The 14,453-nt window shown below is 59.6% G+C and carries 16 protein-coding genes; 2 read left to right on the forward strand and 14 right to left on the reverse strand.

Annotated elements, in window-relative coordinates; genetic code table 11:
* Nucleotides 1-8 precede the first annotated feature (8 nt).
* Genes AC06G5_RS26110 through AC06G5_RS26130 form a run of 5 tightly spaced genes read right to left on the reverse strand, consistent with a single transcriptional unit; the run spans nt 9 to nt 2,522 of the window.
* Complete coding sequence (locus AC06G5_RS26110) at nt 9-422, reverse strand: hypothetical protein (RefSeq protein ID WP_413703994.1); 414 nt, start codon at nt 420-422, stop codon at nt 9-11.
* Complete coding sequence (locus AC06G5_RS26115; protein ID WP_480458559.1) at nt 409-888, reverse strand: pilus assembly PilX family protein; 480 nt, start codon at nt 886-888, stop codon at nt 409-411. Before AC06G5_RS26115 ends, AC06G5_RS26110 begins: the two co-directional genes overlap by 14 nt.
* 10 nt (nt 889-898) lie before the next feature.
* Complete coding sequence (locus AC06G5_RS26120; protein WP_413426229.1) at nt 899-1,606, reverse strand: PilW family protein; 708 nt, start codon at nt 1,604-1,606, stop codon at nt 899-901.
* Nucleotides 1,603-2,052, reverse strand: coding sequence for a type IV pilus modification protein PilV (pilV, locus tag AC06G5_RS26125; protein ID WP_413426231.1), 450 nt, complete (start codon nt 2,050-2,052; stop codon nt 1,603-1,605). Before pilV ends, AC06G5_RS26120 begins: the two co-directional genes overlap by 4 nt.
* On the reverse strand, nt 2,049-2,522 hold the full coding sequence (locus tag AC06G5_RS26130; protein ID WP_413426233.1) for a GspH/FimT family pseudopilin: 474 nt from the start codon (nt 2,520-2,522) through the stop codon (nt 2,049-2,051). Before AC06G5_RS26130 ends, pilV begins: the two co-directional genes overlap by 4 nt.
* Nucleotides 2,523-2,650: 128 nt before the next feature.
* On the opposite strand from AC06G5_RS26130, the gene AC06G5_RS26135 reads away from it, so the two are divergent.
* A complete protein-coding gene (locus tag AC06G5_RS26135) occupies nt 2,651-3,190 on the forward strand; it encodes a GspH/FimT family pseudopilin (protein ID WP_413426273.1) in 540 nt (179 codons plus the stop codon).
* Here AC06G5_RS26135 and ispH read toward each other — a convergent pair.
* From ispH to murJ, 6 genes are all read right to left on the reverse strand, one after another.
* Nucleotides 3,159-4,106, reverse strand: coding sequence for a 4-hydroxy-3-methylbut-2-enyl diphosphate reductase (gene ispH, locus AC06G5_RS26140; RefSeq protein WP_413426235.1), 948 nt, complete (start codon nt 4,104-4,106; stop codon nt 3,159-3,161). The two genes, AC06G5_RS26135 and ispH, sit on opposite strands and share 32 nt — an antisense overlap.
* Nucleotides 4,107-4,235: 129 nt before the next feature.
* The gene (gene fkpB, locus AC06G5_RS26145) at nt 4,236-4,673 is read right to left on the reverse strand and encodes an FKBP-type peptidyl-prolyl cis-trans isomerase (protein WP_413426275.1); all 438 of its coding nucleotides are present in this window, start codon (nt 4,671-4,673) and stop codon (nt 4,236-4,238) included.
* A 7-nt stretch (nt 4,674-4,680) separates the two neighbouring features.
* Nucleotides 4,681-5,193: a signal peptidase II gene (gene lspA, locus AC06G5_RS26150; RefSeq protein ID WP_007970932.1), complete on the reverse strand. Its 513-nt coding sequence runs from the start codon at nt 5,191-5,193 to the stop codon at nt 4,681-4,683.
* Nucleotides 5,186-8,017 carry an isoleucine--tRNA ligase gene (ileS, locus tag AC06G5_RS26155; protein WP_413703991.1) on the reverse strand — a complete coding sequence of 944 codons (2,832 nt, stop codon included), beginning with the start codon at nt 8,015-8,017 and terminating at the stop codon, nt 5,186-5,188. The genes lspA and ileS overlap by 8 nt, the downstream gene beginning before the upstream one ends.
* A 13-nt stretch (nt 8,018-8,030) precedes the next feature.
* On the reverse strand, nt 8,031-8,969 hold the full coding sequence (ribF, locus tag AC06G5_RS26160; RefSeq protein ID WP_413426239.1) for a bifunctional riboflavin kinase/FAD synthetase: 939 nt from the start codon (nt 8,967-8,969) through the stop codon (nt 8,031-8,033).
* Nucleotides 8,970-9,098: 129 nt separating this feature from the next.
* Nucleotides 9,099-10,637: a murein biosynthesis integral membrane protein MurJ gene (gene murJ / locus AC06G5_RS26165; protein WP_480458560.1), complete on the reverse strand. Its 1,539-nt coding sequence runs from the start codon at nt 10,635-10,637 to the stop codon at nt 9,099-9,101.
* Between the two features lie 252 nt (nt 10,638-10,889).
* Between murJ and rpsT the strand changes: the two genes are divergently transcribed.
* On the forward strand, nt 10,890-11,168 hold the full coding sequence (gene rpsT / locus AC06G5_RS26170; RefSeq protein ID WP_007970922.1) for a 30S ribosomal protein S20: 279 nt from the start codon (nt 10,890-10,892) through the stop codon (nt 11,166-11,168).
* A 173-nt stretch (nt 11,169-11,341) separates the two neighbouring features.
* Here the strand turns inward: rpsT and AC06G5_RS26175 are convergent, their stop codons facing one another.
* The 3 genes from AC06G5_RS26175 to cgtA form a co-directional block, all read right to left on the reverse strand.
* Nucleotides 11,342-11,806 carry a CreA family protein gene (locus tag AC06G5_RS26175; protein WP_413426243.1) on the reverse strand — a complete coding sequence of 155 codons (465 nt, stop codon included), beginning with the start codon at nt 11,804-11,806 and terminating at the stop codon, nt 11,342-11,344.
* Between the two features lie 12 nt (nt 11,807-11,818).
* Nucleotides 11,819-12,937, reverse strand: coding sequence for a glutamate 5-kinase (gene proB, locus AC06G5_RS26180; RefSeq protein WP_413426277.1), 1,119 nt, complete (start codon nt 12,935-12,937; stop codon nt 11,819-11,821).
* 137 nt (nt 12,938-13,074) lie between these two features.
* Nucleotides 13,075-14,298 (reverse strand): Obg family GTPase CgtA, encoded by a 1,224-nt coding sequence (cgtA, locus tag AC06G5_RS26185; protein ID WP_007970919.1) that lies wholly within the window; start codon nt 14,296-14,298, stop codon nt 13,075-13,077.
* Between the last annotated feature and the right edge of the window lie 155 nt (nt 14,299-14,453).

Here is a 14,453-nt window from a genome sequence, read left to right on the forward strand (position 1 = left end):
ACTCTCACTTACTGTATTTGTCGCCACATGATGCGACGGCTACCGCCGGATTTTTCCATTCCCGGAGTATCGTCGCCAGTGGAATCGTTCACGGCCCCGCCATTGTCGCTGACGTCCTGGGTCGAATGCTCTCCAACAAAGATCACGCCATCGGACAGCCTGTCGATGCTGTCGACCACGCCATCGTCGTTGCTGTCGAGCATCTTAACGCTGATCGCATCGGGCAGCCTCAAGCAGACGGCTTTCAATCCCTGATTGCTGTGGTAGAACCCGTACCAGTTGCCATTCGCCAGACAGGTTGGCCGGTTCAGTGCCGGCGAATCCGGTGGCGTGGCAGCGTGCGCCGCCATCGACAGGTTCAGCGCGGCTACAACACCGAACAGTTGTGACCACCGCCGGATATATCGCTCAGTACTTCGCATAGATGCTCTCCACCACACTGCGCGAATGACCCGCGATGCCTACTGCCGTTACCCGATACAACGTCGCCGGGGTATTGATCGGCACATTCACCGCATCTCGGCTGACACCGATGTTTTGCACGCAATAAAAGCCGTTGTCTGATGCAATCCAGGTCACTCCGGACGCGGCGCTGAAACCGGCAGCGGTGATTGTCGAGGACTCGGACGGTGGTGCACATTGAACGATGCCGCTACAAACGGGTAGTGCATAACTGTCCCGTTGCACTGCACTCTCGCCCACCCTCAAGGCGGCTTCGGCACTCTGAAACGACTGGTTGCGCAAGGCGACGCTACCGGCCATTTTTTCCTGCAGGGTGGCGCTTTGCATCGATGAAAGACCGATCAGCGTCAGCAAGAGCAAGAACACCAGACTGACCAGCAGTGCCATGCCGCGCTGGGTGTAATACGCCATGGGAAAACGGTTCATCGGCATTCCCTCATGGCAAGCGGTTGCGCAGGGCGGCCACTGCGTTGAAGGTTTGATCGCTCACCCGATGGTTCGGATCGATGAGCGTCAGGCTCAGGCGAACGCTACGAATCAGCGCAGGGTTCGGTGGGTTGCTGCTGTAACGGGAAGCAGCCAGATCAGTGGCAGTGCTGGCCAGGCCGAAGCTCACGTCAAAAGCGCTTACGTTGTTCACCAATACCTGTGGTGCTGCACTCCCGCCCCTCATAAGCAGCTGGTTGTTGCTGAAGCTGTAAGTCAGTTGCCGTATCGGAAAAACCAGTTGCCCTGCCACCGGAGTCGGGCTGTCGCTGTAGGCCGTCGAATTGTTTCGACAATCGGAAAGCACGGTCCAGTCCGGTTTGCCGCCATTGCCGCCGATATCCGCCGTAACCAGCGTCAAACTGCGACTGCCATTGTCCCAGCGGATCGGCGTTAGCCGACTGGCATGGAAATCACCCTTCGTACTTGAATCAATGATCGTTTCCAGGCAACCGAACATCCCGACCATGCGGATTTCCTGAAGCATTTTGCTCAACACGAAACGTGCGTCCTCCTGCATGTTCGCGGCCGCATTCTGGCTGAGATAAGTGTTCTTGGCCGCGATGAAAACCTGCACCACGCCCAGTACCACGATCAGGCTCAACACCAGGGCGATCAGCAACTCGACCAGGCCAAAGCCTGCGCTGCGGCGACTCACGGGGTCACCACCGGGTCAATGGCCGTGCGGCTGCTCAGGACGAAGCTGCGCCGCGAGTCGGCAGCGTTCGCAGCCCGTGAGTCGTCCCAGGTAATCGTGATGGTGTACACCTGCTGATTGACGGTGACACTGCCCGTCGCGGTGGCGCCGAGTGAGCTGACAATGTTGGTATTGAAGTCAAACAGGTCCTGATCCCGGGCAACACCCGGATTGCCCGTAGCTGGCGGCGCGATGGTGTAGTCCGCTGCGGCGTTGGCGCGAATGCGGTCCATCATGTCGTAGGCGATAAAACTGGCCTGACTGGTCATGCGCGCACTGTCCGTATACTTCAGCGCATTGAGCTGAAACGCCGCGGCCCCCAACAACCCCACTCCCAGAATGACTAATGCCACCAGGACTTCGACCAGCGTCATGCCCTCCTGCGGGCCTTGGTTTCCTATCCTCATCCGCAACTTCCGCCCAATAGAATTCGTCCGTTCAAACACACTTTCAGCGTCCGGCTTTGAGCTCCCCGCCCATAGCTGATCACCACCTCTGAGGACGGTGATGACAATCCGCCCGTACTGTTGAAATCGATGGCAGTCACGCCCGAGGTTAGCGCCAGAGTTGCGCCGCTGCTCATCGCCGGAACAACCCGCAATACTTTGGCTAAAGCGCCAGTACCGTCGTAAACCGCCAGCTCCCCACTCCAGGCATCCCCTCCTGCCGTCGGACGCACCCGTGTGGTATTGCCCCGATCGATGGCCTCGAGTCGGGCAAAATTCAGGGCTCGTCGCAGGTCAGCGATTTCAGTATCAGCCCTCGTCGTTTGCATCGAGCGGGTAAACGCCGGGACAGCCAGAGTCAGCAGAATCAGGAGGATCGCGATCGCGACCAATAACTCGATCAACGTGAAACCTTTTGTACGATGATCCATCGGGGCCTTCTGTTTCCTTCGGCTATACCTGCTCTTGCGCGGCACAATTCGAGTGATGCGCTACGTATGTGATGCCATTTCTCGCGCAGGGATTGCGCGAGCCACAGCACGCCACGGAGGGAGATGTCATGCGGCAACACGGCTTCAGCCTGATCGAACTGCTCATGGGACTGGCAATTACAGGAATTGTTCTGCAACTGGTCAGTCCGGCGTTCGCAACGCTGATCGAGTCAAACCAGAGAGAGCAAGCGGCACAGGCTCTTTTCAGCGGTATTCGCACCGCCCGAACCGAAGCCATCGTCCGCAACCAGGCCGTGGTGATTCACGGCATCAATGGCGACTGGAGCCAGGGCTGGCGGATCATTCTGGATATCAGCGGCAAGGGGGATATGGACAGCGCCAACCCACTGTTGGCCGAACGCCAGAGCGGCGCACGCGTGCCGATTGTGGGGAACGGTCCGGTCGAAAGCTTTATACGATTCAGAGGTCAGGGTGAACCACTGTTTGGAGGGACATTACACGTTTGCAAAGTCCGCGAACCGGTGAGCCAGCATCAAGTGGTGTTGGCTCGGACCGGTCGCGTCAGCCTGCGCAGCGACAAGGCTGAGCAGGCATTATGCGAAGAAAGGAAGAAACTCAGAGCAACGAGCGAACGCGCAGTTCTTTAGGCATCGAGAACGTGATGTTCTCCTCGCGACCGGCCAGTTCATCGGCACCAGTGGCACCCCAGGCCTGCAACTGCTCGATCACTCCGCGCACCAGGACTTCCGGGGCGGAGGCGCCAGCGGTGATACCGATACGCTCGACACCGTCGAACCAGCTCTTTTGCAGGTCTTCGGCACCGTCGATCAGGTAGGCCGGAGTGGACATGCGTTCTGCCAATTCGCGCAGGCGATTGGAGTTGGAGCTGTTCGGGCTGCCGACCACCAGCACCACGTCGCACTCGTCGGCCAGTTGCTTGACCGCGTCCTGACGGTTTTGCGTGGCGTAGCAAATGTCGTCCTTGCGCGGTCCACCGATGGCTGGGAAGCGTAAACGCAGGGCGTCGATAACACGACTGGTGTCGTCCATCGACAAGGTTGTCTGGGTCACGAAGGCGAGCTTTTCAGGGTTGTTCACCTGCAACGCCGCGACATCTTTCTCGTCTTCGACCAGGTAGATCGCGCCGCCATTGCTGGCATCGTACTGGCCCATGGTGCCTTCGACTTCCGGGTGACCGGCGTGGCCGATGAGAATGCATTCACGACCGTCACGGCTGTAGCGCGCCACCTCGATGTGGACCTTGGTGACCAGCGGGCAGGTGGCGTCGAACACTTTCAGTCCACGGCCAGCCGCTTCGCTGCGCACGGCCTGGGACACGCCGTGGGCACTGAAGATCACGATGACGTCGTCCGGCACCTGATCCAGTTCTTCGACGAAAACTGCACCACGGGAGCGCAGGTCTTCGACGACAAATTTGTTGTGGACCACTTCATGGCGCACGTAGATCGGCGGCCCGAAGACTTCCAGGGCGCGGTTGACGATTTCGATCGCCCGGTCCACACCGGCGCAGAAGCCACGGGGATTGGCGAGTTTGATTTGCATGCTGAGCCTCGTGTCTTGCCCTGTAGGAGCGAGCTTGCTCGCGAAAAACTAAAGGACAACGCGTTCTTCCAGAAGAACGCGCATTCGTTAACGATCATCGCGAGCGAGCTCGCTCCTACAGAAAAGCAGTTACAACGCTTTGACGGAAATGATTTCCACATCAAAGGTGAGCGTCTTGCCCGCCAGCGGGTGGTTGAAGTCGACGGTCACTTGCGCATCGTCGAACTCTTTGACCACGCCCGGCAACTCGGTATTGGCCGCATCGTTGAAGATCACCAGCAAGCCAGGCGACAGCTCCATGTCCTGGAACTGTGAGCGCGGGATGACCTGCACGTTTTGCGGGTTAGGCTGGCCGAAAGCGTTTTCCGGCTCGATGCTCAGTGTACGCTTGTCACCGGCCTTGAAACCGAACAGGGCTACTTCGAAACCTGGCAACAGGTTGCCGTCACCGACCTTGAAGGTCGCCGGGGCTTTGTCGAAGGTGCTGTCCACCGTGTCGCCGTTCTCCAGGCGCAATGCGAAATGCAAGGTGACTTCCGTGTTCTGGCCGATGCGTTGCTCAGCCAATACCTGTTCAGTCATGAACGGTTTCTCCGGTCTTTTTACTTTTGAACATATCCAGTGCCAGCATGACAGCGCCTACAGTGATAGCACTGTCGGCAAAGTTGAACGCCGGGAAATACCAGCGGTTCTGCCAATGCACCAGAATGAAATCGATCACATGGCCCAGGGCAATGCGGTCATACAGATTGCCCAGCGCGCCGCCGAGCACCAGTGCCAGCGCAACCGCCAGCCAGGTCTCGTTACGCCCCAGACGCTTGAGCCACACCACCAGCACCGCACTGACCACGACAGCGATCAACGCGAACAGCCAGCGCTGCCAGCCGGAGCTGTCAGCCAGGAAGCTGAACGCCGCACCAGTGTTGTAGGCCAGGGTCCAGCTGAAGTAATCGGGGATGATTACGATCTGCTGGTACATCTGGAGCTTGCCTTCGAAGTAGAACTTGCTGGCCTGGTCGATGACCAGTACCAGCAAACTCAACCAGAGCCAGCTCAGCCGTCCAAAACGGCCAACGGCATTAGGCATAGTGACGGACCTCGCCAGCGCCGCTGATGTTATCCACGCAACGGCCGCAGATTTCCGGATGCTCCGGGTTCACGCCGACGTCTTCGCGGCAGTGCCAGCAACGGGCGCACTTGGCGTGGCTCGACTTGACGATCTTGAGCTTCAGGCCGCTGACTTCAGTGACCACGGCATCGGCCGGTGCCTGCACCAATGGCGCAACGCTGGCGGTCGAAGTGATCAGCACGAAGCGCAGTTCGTTGCTGAGTTTGGCCAGGTCGGCGGTCAGCGCGTCTTCGGCGAACAGCGTCACTTCGGCTTGCAGGTTGCCACCGACAGCCTTGGCCGCACGCTGGATTTCCATTTCCTTGTTGACCGCGACCTTGACCGCCATGATCCGGTCCCAGTACGCGCGATCCAGCTCGAAGCCTTCCGGCAGTTCGCTCAGGCCTTCGTACCAGGTGTTGAGCATGACGGACTCGTTACGCTCGCCCGGCAGGTACTGCCACAGTTCGTCGGCGGTGAACGCCAGGATCGGCGCGATCCAGCGCACCAGCGCTTCGGAGATGTGGAACAGCGCGGTCTGGCACGAACGGCGGGCCTTGCTGTCGGCGCCAGTGGTGTACTGGCGATCCTTGATGATGTCGAGATAGAAGCCGCCCAGCTCCTGCACGCAGAAGTTGTGGATCTTCGAGTACACGTTCCAGAAGCGGTATTCGCCGTAGTGCTCTTGCAGCTCGCGTTGCAGCAGCAGGGTACGGTCCACGGCCCAACGGTCCAGTGCCAGCATTTCTTCGGCCGGCAGCAGGTCGGTGGCCGGGTTGAAGCCGGTCAGGTTCGAAAGCAGGAAGCGCGCGGTGTTACGGATACGCCGGTAGGCGTCCGCACTGCGCTGCAGGATCTGCTCGGAAACCGCCATTTCACCCGAGTAATCGGTCGAGGCGACCCACAGACGCATGATGTCGGCGCCCAGGGTGTCGTTGACTTTCTGCGGCGCGATCACGTTGCCCAGGGACTTGGACATCTTGCGGCCGGACTCGTCGACGGTGAAGCCGTGAGTCAGCAGTTCGCGATACGGTGCGTGGTTGTCGATGGCGCAACCGGTCAGCAGCGACGAGTGGAACCAGCCACGGTGCTGGTCCGAGCCTTCCAGGTACAGGTCGGCGCGCGGACCGGTTTCGTGGCCCATCGGGTGCGAACCGCGCAGGACGTGCCAGTGGGTGGTCCCCGAGTCGAACCAGACGTCCAGGGTGTCGCTGATCTTGTCGTACTGCGGTGCTTCATCGCCCAGCAGTTCGGCGGCATCCAGCTTGAACCAGGCTTCGATGCCTTCGACTTCGACGCGCTTGGCGACTTCTTCCATCAGCTCGACGGTGCGTGGGTGCAGTTCGCCGCTTTCCTTGTTCAGGAAGAACGGGATCGGCACGCCCCAGTTGCGCTGACGGGAAATGCACCAGTCCGGACGGTTGGCGATCATCGAGTGCAGGCGCGCCTGGCCCCAGGCCGGAACGAACTTGGTTTCCTCGATGGCTTTGAGCGAGCGTACACGCAGGGTGTCGCCGCTGACTGGCTCTTTGTCCATGCCAATGAACCACTGCGCGGTGGCGCGGTAGATCAGCGGGGTCTTGTGGCGCCAGCAGTGCATGTAGCTGTGTTCGATGACGGTGGTGTGCAGCAGCGCACCGACTTCGGTCAGTTTGTCGACGATGGCCGGGTTGGCCTTCCAGATGAACTGGCCGCCGAAGAACTCCAGCGACGGTACGTAAACGCCGTTGCTTTGTACCGGGTTGAGGATGTCATCGTTGACCATGCCGTATTTCTTGCAGGTCACGAAGTCGTCCACGCCGTAGGCCGGAGAGGAGTGAACCACACCGGTGCCGGCGCCCAGTTCAACGTAGTCGGCCAGGTATACCGGCGACAGGCGGTCGTAGAACGGGTGACGGAAGTTGATCAGTTCCAGCGCCGAACCGTTGGCGGTAGCGATCACCGAGCCTTCCAGCGAATAGCGCGCCAGGCACGACTCGACCAGCTCTTCAGCCAACACCAGCAGCTTGTCGCCAACGTCGACCAGGGCGTAGTTGAACTCCGGGTGAACGTTCAGCGCCTGGTTGGCCGGAATGGTCCACGGGGTGGTGGTCCAGATCACGATCGAAGCAGGCTTGGCCAGCGATGGCAGGCCGAACGCGGCCGCGAGTTTGGCTTCATCGACAATCGGGAACGCCACGTCAATGGTCGAGGACTTCTTGTTCTCGTACTCGACTTCCGCTTCGGCCAGGGCCGAACCGCAGTCGAAGCACCAGTTCACAGGCTTCAAGCCCTTGAACACGAAGCCACCCTTGACGATCTCGGCCAAGGCGCGGATTTCGCCGGCCTCGTTCTTGAAGTCCATGGTCTTGTACGGGTTGGCGAAGTCGCCCAACACGCCCAGACGGATGAATTCGGATTTCTGGCCTTCGATCTGCTCGGTGGCGTACGCGCGGCACAGTTCGCGGGTCTTGTCCGCGCCCAGGTTCTTGCCGTGGGTCACTTCGACCTTGTGCTCGATCGGCAGGCCGTGGCAGTCCCAGCCTGGAACATAAGGCGCGTCGAAGCCCGACAGGGTCTTCGAGCGGATGATCATGTCCTTGAGAATCTTGTTCAGCGCATGACCGATGTGAATCGTGCCGTTGGCGTACGGAGGACCGTCGTGCAGGACGAACTTCGGACGATCCTTGCCAATCTCGCGCAACTTTCCGTACAGGCCAATGCTGTCCCAGCGCTGCAGAATCTGCGGTTCGCGCTGAGGCAGGCCGGCCTTCATTGGGAAGGCGGTGTCCGGAAGGTTTAGCGTGGCTTTATAGTCGGTCATTTAAGGCTCTTCATTAGCGATGGGCGCTAGGTGCGGCTAGTGCACGGGCGGCGGCGACATCCGCGTTGATCGCCGTTTTCAGCGCCTCCAGAGAGGCGAAACGCTGCTCTTCACGCAGCTTGTGGTGGAAAACCACCGTTAAACGCCGGTCATACAGATCGCCGGCAAAATCTAAAAGATGCACTTCCAGGTGGGCTTTGCCATCACCTTGAACCGTAGGCCGCACGCCGATATTGGCGACGCCGGGCCAGGTCTTGCCGTCGATCTCGATATCCACCTGGTAAACCCCGGTGAACGGCACGCGACGACGCTTGAGTTGTATGTTGGCGGTGGGCGTACCCAACTGCCGAGCGAGCTTCTGGCCATGCAATACGCGACCGGCGATCCGGTACGGCCGCCCAAGCAGCCGTTCGGCCAAGGCGAAATCCGCGGCGGCCAGGGCATTGCGGACCTGCGTGCTGCTGACCCGGATGCCATCGAGTTCGACGGTTTGCGCCGCTTCGACGGTAAACCCCTGAAGGATGCCAGCCTGTTGCAGGAAATCGAAATCCCCCGCGCGGTCACAGCCGAAACGGAAGTCATCACCGACTTCCAGGTGCTGGACGCCAAGGCCATCCACCAGAATGGTATCGACGAACTCGCTGGCGCTGAGCTTGCTCAGGCGCTGGTTGAAAGCCAGGCACAGAACACGGTCGACGCCTTCGGCAGCCAACAATTGCAGCTTGTCCCGCAGACGGGCCAGACGGGCTGGCGCAGTCTCCGGAGCAAAGAACTCTCGCGGTTGCGGCTCGAAAATCACCACGCAACTGGGCACGCCCAACTCGAGCGCACGCTCACGCAGGCGCGCCAGGATAGCCTGGTGGCCACGGTGTACACCGTCAAAGTTGCCAATAGTGGCGACACAGCCCCGATGCTGGGGGCGCAGATTTTGGAGGCCTCGAACCAGCTGCATAACGCGCTTCTTGCTCATAAAGTGGTCGATTATAACCACACCCGGCGGCCGACGACAGGCAACACCGTAACCCAAAGTGATCGAGCCGACAAAACCGCCGGCTCGCCCGTGTTTATCGAGGCCAGAACCTCAGCCCAGCGCCTTGCGATTGAAGTCGCGCAAACGGAAGCCCATCAACACTAACATGCCGAAATAAGCCACCACACCCGCCGCCACCAAAGCCCCCAGACGCAAGAAGCGCTCGAGCATATGCCCTTGATCCCAGGCCGGCATGAAATGCATCGCCCCCAACAGTACCGCGGACATCACTGCCACCGCGACCACCAGCTTGAGCGCGAACTTCGCCCAGCCCGGCTGCGGCTGGTACATCTGCTGCTTGCGCAGTTGATAGAACAGCAATCCGGCATTGAGGCAGGCACCGGCGCTGATCGCCAAGGCCAGGCCCGCGTGAGCCAGCGGTCCGATCAGCATCAAGTTGAACAGCTGGGTCACCACCAGGGTGAAAATCGCAATTTTTACCGGTGTACGGATGTTTTGTTGCGCATAAAAGCCCGGCGCCAGCACTTTGATCACGATAATCCCGAGCAAACCGACGGAATAGGCGATCAACGCGCGCTGGGTCATGGCCGCATCATGGGCATCGAACTGACCGTACTGGAACAGCGAAACCGTCAACGGCTCGGCCAGAATCCCCAGCGCCAGGGCGCAAGGCAATACCAGCACGAAGCACAGACGCAGGCCCCAATCGAGGATGCGCGAGTATTCGTGACGATCCTTGTTGGCGTAGGTCTTGGCCAGGGTCGGCAACAGAATCGTCCCCAGCGCCACGCCCAGCACGCCGGACGGCAGCTCCATCAAACGGTCGGCGTAATACATCCACGACACGGAGCCGGCCACCAGGAACGAAGCGAAGATGGTATTGATAATCAGCGAAATCTGGCTCACCGAGACACCAAGGATTGCTGGCAGCATTTGCTTCATCACCCGCCAGACACCCGTGTCGCGCAGGTTCAGGCGCGGCAGCACCAGCATGCCGATCTTTTTCAGGTGCGGCAGCTGATAGAGCAACTGCGCCAGGCCGCCGACCAGCACCGCCCAGCCAAGCGCCATTACGGGCGGATCGAAGTACGGCGTCAAAAACACCGAAAAGATGATCATGCTGACGTTCAGCAGGGTCGGCACGAAGGCTGGCACCGAAAAGCGGTTCCAGGTATTGAGGATTGCACCGGCCAGCGACGACAGGGAAATCAGCAGAATGTATGGAAAGGTCACCCGCAACAGACTGGAGGTCAGTTCGAATTTTTCCGGGGTGTTGGTGAAACCCGGCGCGGTCACCCAGATGACCCACGGCGCAGCGATCATGCCCAATACCGTGACCAGCGCCAGCACCAGCGTCAGCAGGCCCGAGACATAAGCAATGAAGGTTCGCGTCGCCTCTTCGCCCTTCTGGCTTTTGTATTCTGCAAGAATCGGCACGAACGCTTGGGAAAACGCCCCTTCGGCAAAGATCCGCCGCAGCAGATTGGGCAATTTGAAGGCGATAAAGAAGGCGTCAGTCGCCATTCCCGCGCCAAATGCGCGTGCGATGAGGGTGTCTCGAACAAACCCCAAAATCCGGGAAAGCATCGTGATAGAGCTGACGGCGGCCAACGATTTGAGCAGATTCATGGAAAGAGTTTGTGCCTGTCGATAAACAGCAGGCGAACTACGCGCCCACTTATGCGATACTCCGCGCCGCAACAGCACAGAGCCAAAGCTCGCGAGTTTACAGGTCAAGCGCCGGAAATAAATATCCCGCCTCTTTAGATCGACCACTCAGCGGAACGCATCAACCGCCCTTGACAACACATCAACTCATCGGCATGATTCGCGGCCTATTTTGTTTGCTATTTCCTAAAAAGTCTTTCGAGGAGCTCGACGGTGGCCAACTCACCTTCCGCCAAAAAACGTGCAAAACAGGCTGAGAAGCGTCGCAGCCACAACGCCAGCCTGCGTTCCATGGTTCGTACCTACATCAAGAATGTAGTTAAGGCCATCGACGCAAAAGACGCTGCCAAAGCTCAAGCCGCTTACGTTCTGGCTGTGCCAGTTATCGACCGCATGGCCGATAAAGGCATCATCCACAAGAACAAGGCCGCTCGTCATAAGAGCCGCCTGAATGGCCACGTCAAGGCCCTGAACGTTGCCGCTGCTGCCTAAGCGACCCGTTCATTAAAAAACCGACCTCAGGGTCGGTTTTTTATTGCCTGCGATTTGTAGGAGCGAGCTTGCTCGCGAATGTCGTCAACGATAAAGCGCGTCTCCCGAAGAAACGCGGCGTCATGGAGATCTTCGCGAGCAAGCTCGCTCCTACACTGGCGATCTTCGTAGCTTTACTGAGCGTTCGCCCACGGCAAGATCGGAATCGCCGTCACCGCATTCTGCGGACTACCCTCGATCAAGCGATCGCTATACACCAGGTACACCAGCGTATTGCGCTTCTTGTCGAGAAAGCGCACCACCTGCATGGTCTTGAACACCAGGGACGTACGCTCCTTGAACACCTCGTCGCCATCCTTGAGCTCACCCTTGAAGCTGATAGGCCCGACCTGGCGGCAAGCGATGGACGCTTCGGCACGATCCTCGGCCAACCCCAGACCACCCTTCACACCACCCGTCTTGGCGCGCGACAGGTAGCAGGTCACACCGTCGACCTTGGGATCGTCAAAGGCCTCGACCACAATCCGGTCATTTGGCCCAACGAACTTGAACACCGTCGACACCTGACCGATCTCTTCGGCCGAAGCCAGCAGCGGCATCGCCAGCAACAGCCCCAACAATCCTTTTGCCACACGCATTCAGGTATTCCTTCAGACCAGAATCAGGTTATCGCGGTGAACCAGCTCCGGTTCCGCCATGTAACCCAACAGACCGACAATCGCATCGGACGACTGACCGATGATTTTTTGCGCTTCCAGCGCACTGTAGTTGGCCAGGCCACGGGCAATCTCGCGACCGTCCGGCGCCACGCAGACCACCATCTCACCACGACGGAAGCTGCCCTGCACCAACTTGACCCCAACTGGCAGCAAGCTTTTGTTGCCCTGGGACAACGCGGTCACGGCACCAGCATCCAGCACCAGGGTGCCACGGGTTTGCAGATGACCAGCCAGCCACTGCTTGCGCGCCGCCAGCATGCCACGCTCCGGCGAGAGCAGAGTGCCGATGCGCTCGCCCGCCTTGAGGCGATCCAGTACGCGCTCAAGCCGCCCACCGACGATGATGGTATGAGCACCGGAACGCGCCGCCAGACGCGCAGCGCGCAGCTTGGTCTGCATGCCGCCACGCCCCAGCGCCCCACCCGTACCGCCAGCCACCGCGTCGAGCGCCGGATCATCGGCACGCGCCTCGTAAATCAACTGGGCATCCGGATTGTTGCGCGGATCCGCGTCGAACATGCCGTCGCGATCCGTCAGAATCACCAGCAAATCCGCCTCGACCAGATTCGCCACCAGTGCCGCCAGGGTATCGTTGTCGCCAAAACGGATTTCGTCGGTGACTACAGTGTCGTTCTCGTTGATCACCGGAATGACTTTGAGCTCGACCAGCGCACGCAAGGTACTGCGGGCATTCAGGTAGCGCTTGCGGTCGGACAGGTCGTCATGGGTCAGGAGAATCTGCGCGGTATGCCGGCCATGCTTGGCAAAGCTCGACTCCCAGGCCTGCACCAGCCCCATCTGGCCGATTGCAGCAGCGGCCTGAAGCTCGTGCATCGCACTGGGTCGCGAGGTCCAGCCCAAACGGCTCATACCGGCCGCCACCGCCCCGGAGGACACCAGCACCAGCTCGACACCCGCCTCATGCAAGGCCACCATCTGCTCAACCCAGACACCCATTGCCGCGCGATCCAGGCCCTTGCCGTCCGCCGTCAGCAAAGCGCTGCCGATCTTCACGACCCAACGCTGCGCACCTGTCACCTTGCTCCGCATCATCTTCAACCTTAGCTTGAGGGCAGCACGACCTAGCACTGCCCGTGACATTATTCGTGGTTATTCGTGACCAACGATCGATTTCCAGATACCAAAACGCCGCTCGATTGAGCGGCGCTTAAGTTTATCGCAACGAATCAGTCACGCACGTAAATGATTTCCGGACCGTCTTCGTCATCCACATCTTCTTCGTCCCAATCATCGTCGCCGATGTCGTGGACCGACTTCACGCCGCTGCGACGCAGGGCACGCTGGTCGTCCAGCGCCTGCAACTGGGCACGGGCTTCATCTTCGATGCGCTGATCGAGCTCGGCCAACTCTTCCTTGTAGGCCGGATCGTTAGCCAGGCGATCGGCGCGATCTTCCAGGTAACGCATGATGTCGTGGCACAGGCGCTCGGTGTTCTGCTTGGCAATGGCCGAGATCACGTAGACCGGACCGGTCCACTCCAGGCGATCGACGATTTCCTTGACGCGAGCATCGTGCTCTTCATCAAGAATCTGGTCGCACTTGTTCAGGATCAGCCAGCGATCACGCTCCGCCAGGGACGGGCTGAACTTGGTCAACTCACTGACGATGACTTCTGCGGCGTCCGGGGCACTGGTTTCATCCAGCGGCGCCATGTCGACGAGGTGCAACAGCAGACGAGTACGCGACAAGTGCTTGAGGAAGCGAATCCCCAGGCCCGCGCCGTCGGAAGCACCTTCGATCAGGCCCGGAATGTCCGCGACCACGAAGCTCTTCCAGCGATCGACACTGACCACACCCAGGTTCGGCACCAGCGTGGTGAATGGGTAGTCGGCGACTTTCGGCTTGGCGGCCGATACCGAACGGATAAAGGTACTTTTACCGGCGTTTGGCAAGCCCAGCAGACCGACATCCGCGAGCACTTTCATTTCCAGCTTCAGGTCACGCTGCTCGCCCGGCTTGCCTGGCGTAGTCTGACGCGGAGCACGGTTGGTACTGGATTTGAAACGGGTGTTGCCCAGGCCGTGCCAGCCGCCGTGTGCCACCAGCAGTTTCTGGCCAGCCTTGGTCAGGTCGCCGATCACTTCCTGAGTGGCAGAGTCGATCACCGTGGTACCAACCGGTACACGCAGGATCAGGTCCTCGCCCTTCTTGCCGGTGCAGTCGGTGCTGCCGCCGTTGGAGCCACGCTCGGCATCGAAGTGCCGGGTGTAACGGTAGTCCACCAGGGTATTGAGGTTTTCGTCGGCCATCATGTAGATGGAACCGCCATCACCACCATCACCACCGTTAGGACCGCCGTTTTCGATGAATTTTTCGCGACGGAAACTCATGCAGCCATTGCCGCCATCACCGGCCTTTACTCGAATCGATACTTCATCAACAAACTTCATAACAAACGCCTCTCGCCATACGGACGAGCCGAAAAACAATCAAGACATAAGACTCTTGCAAAAATGAGCGCAGCGACCCCAAACCACGACACCTACATCGTACGCCGACAGCCCATGCAAACAGCTTTGCAAGAGACTCACCCCACAAACGAAAA

The organism is Pseudomonas sp. WT-JTC (genome assembly GCF_056711565.1).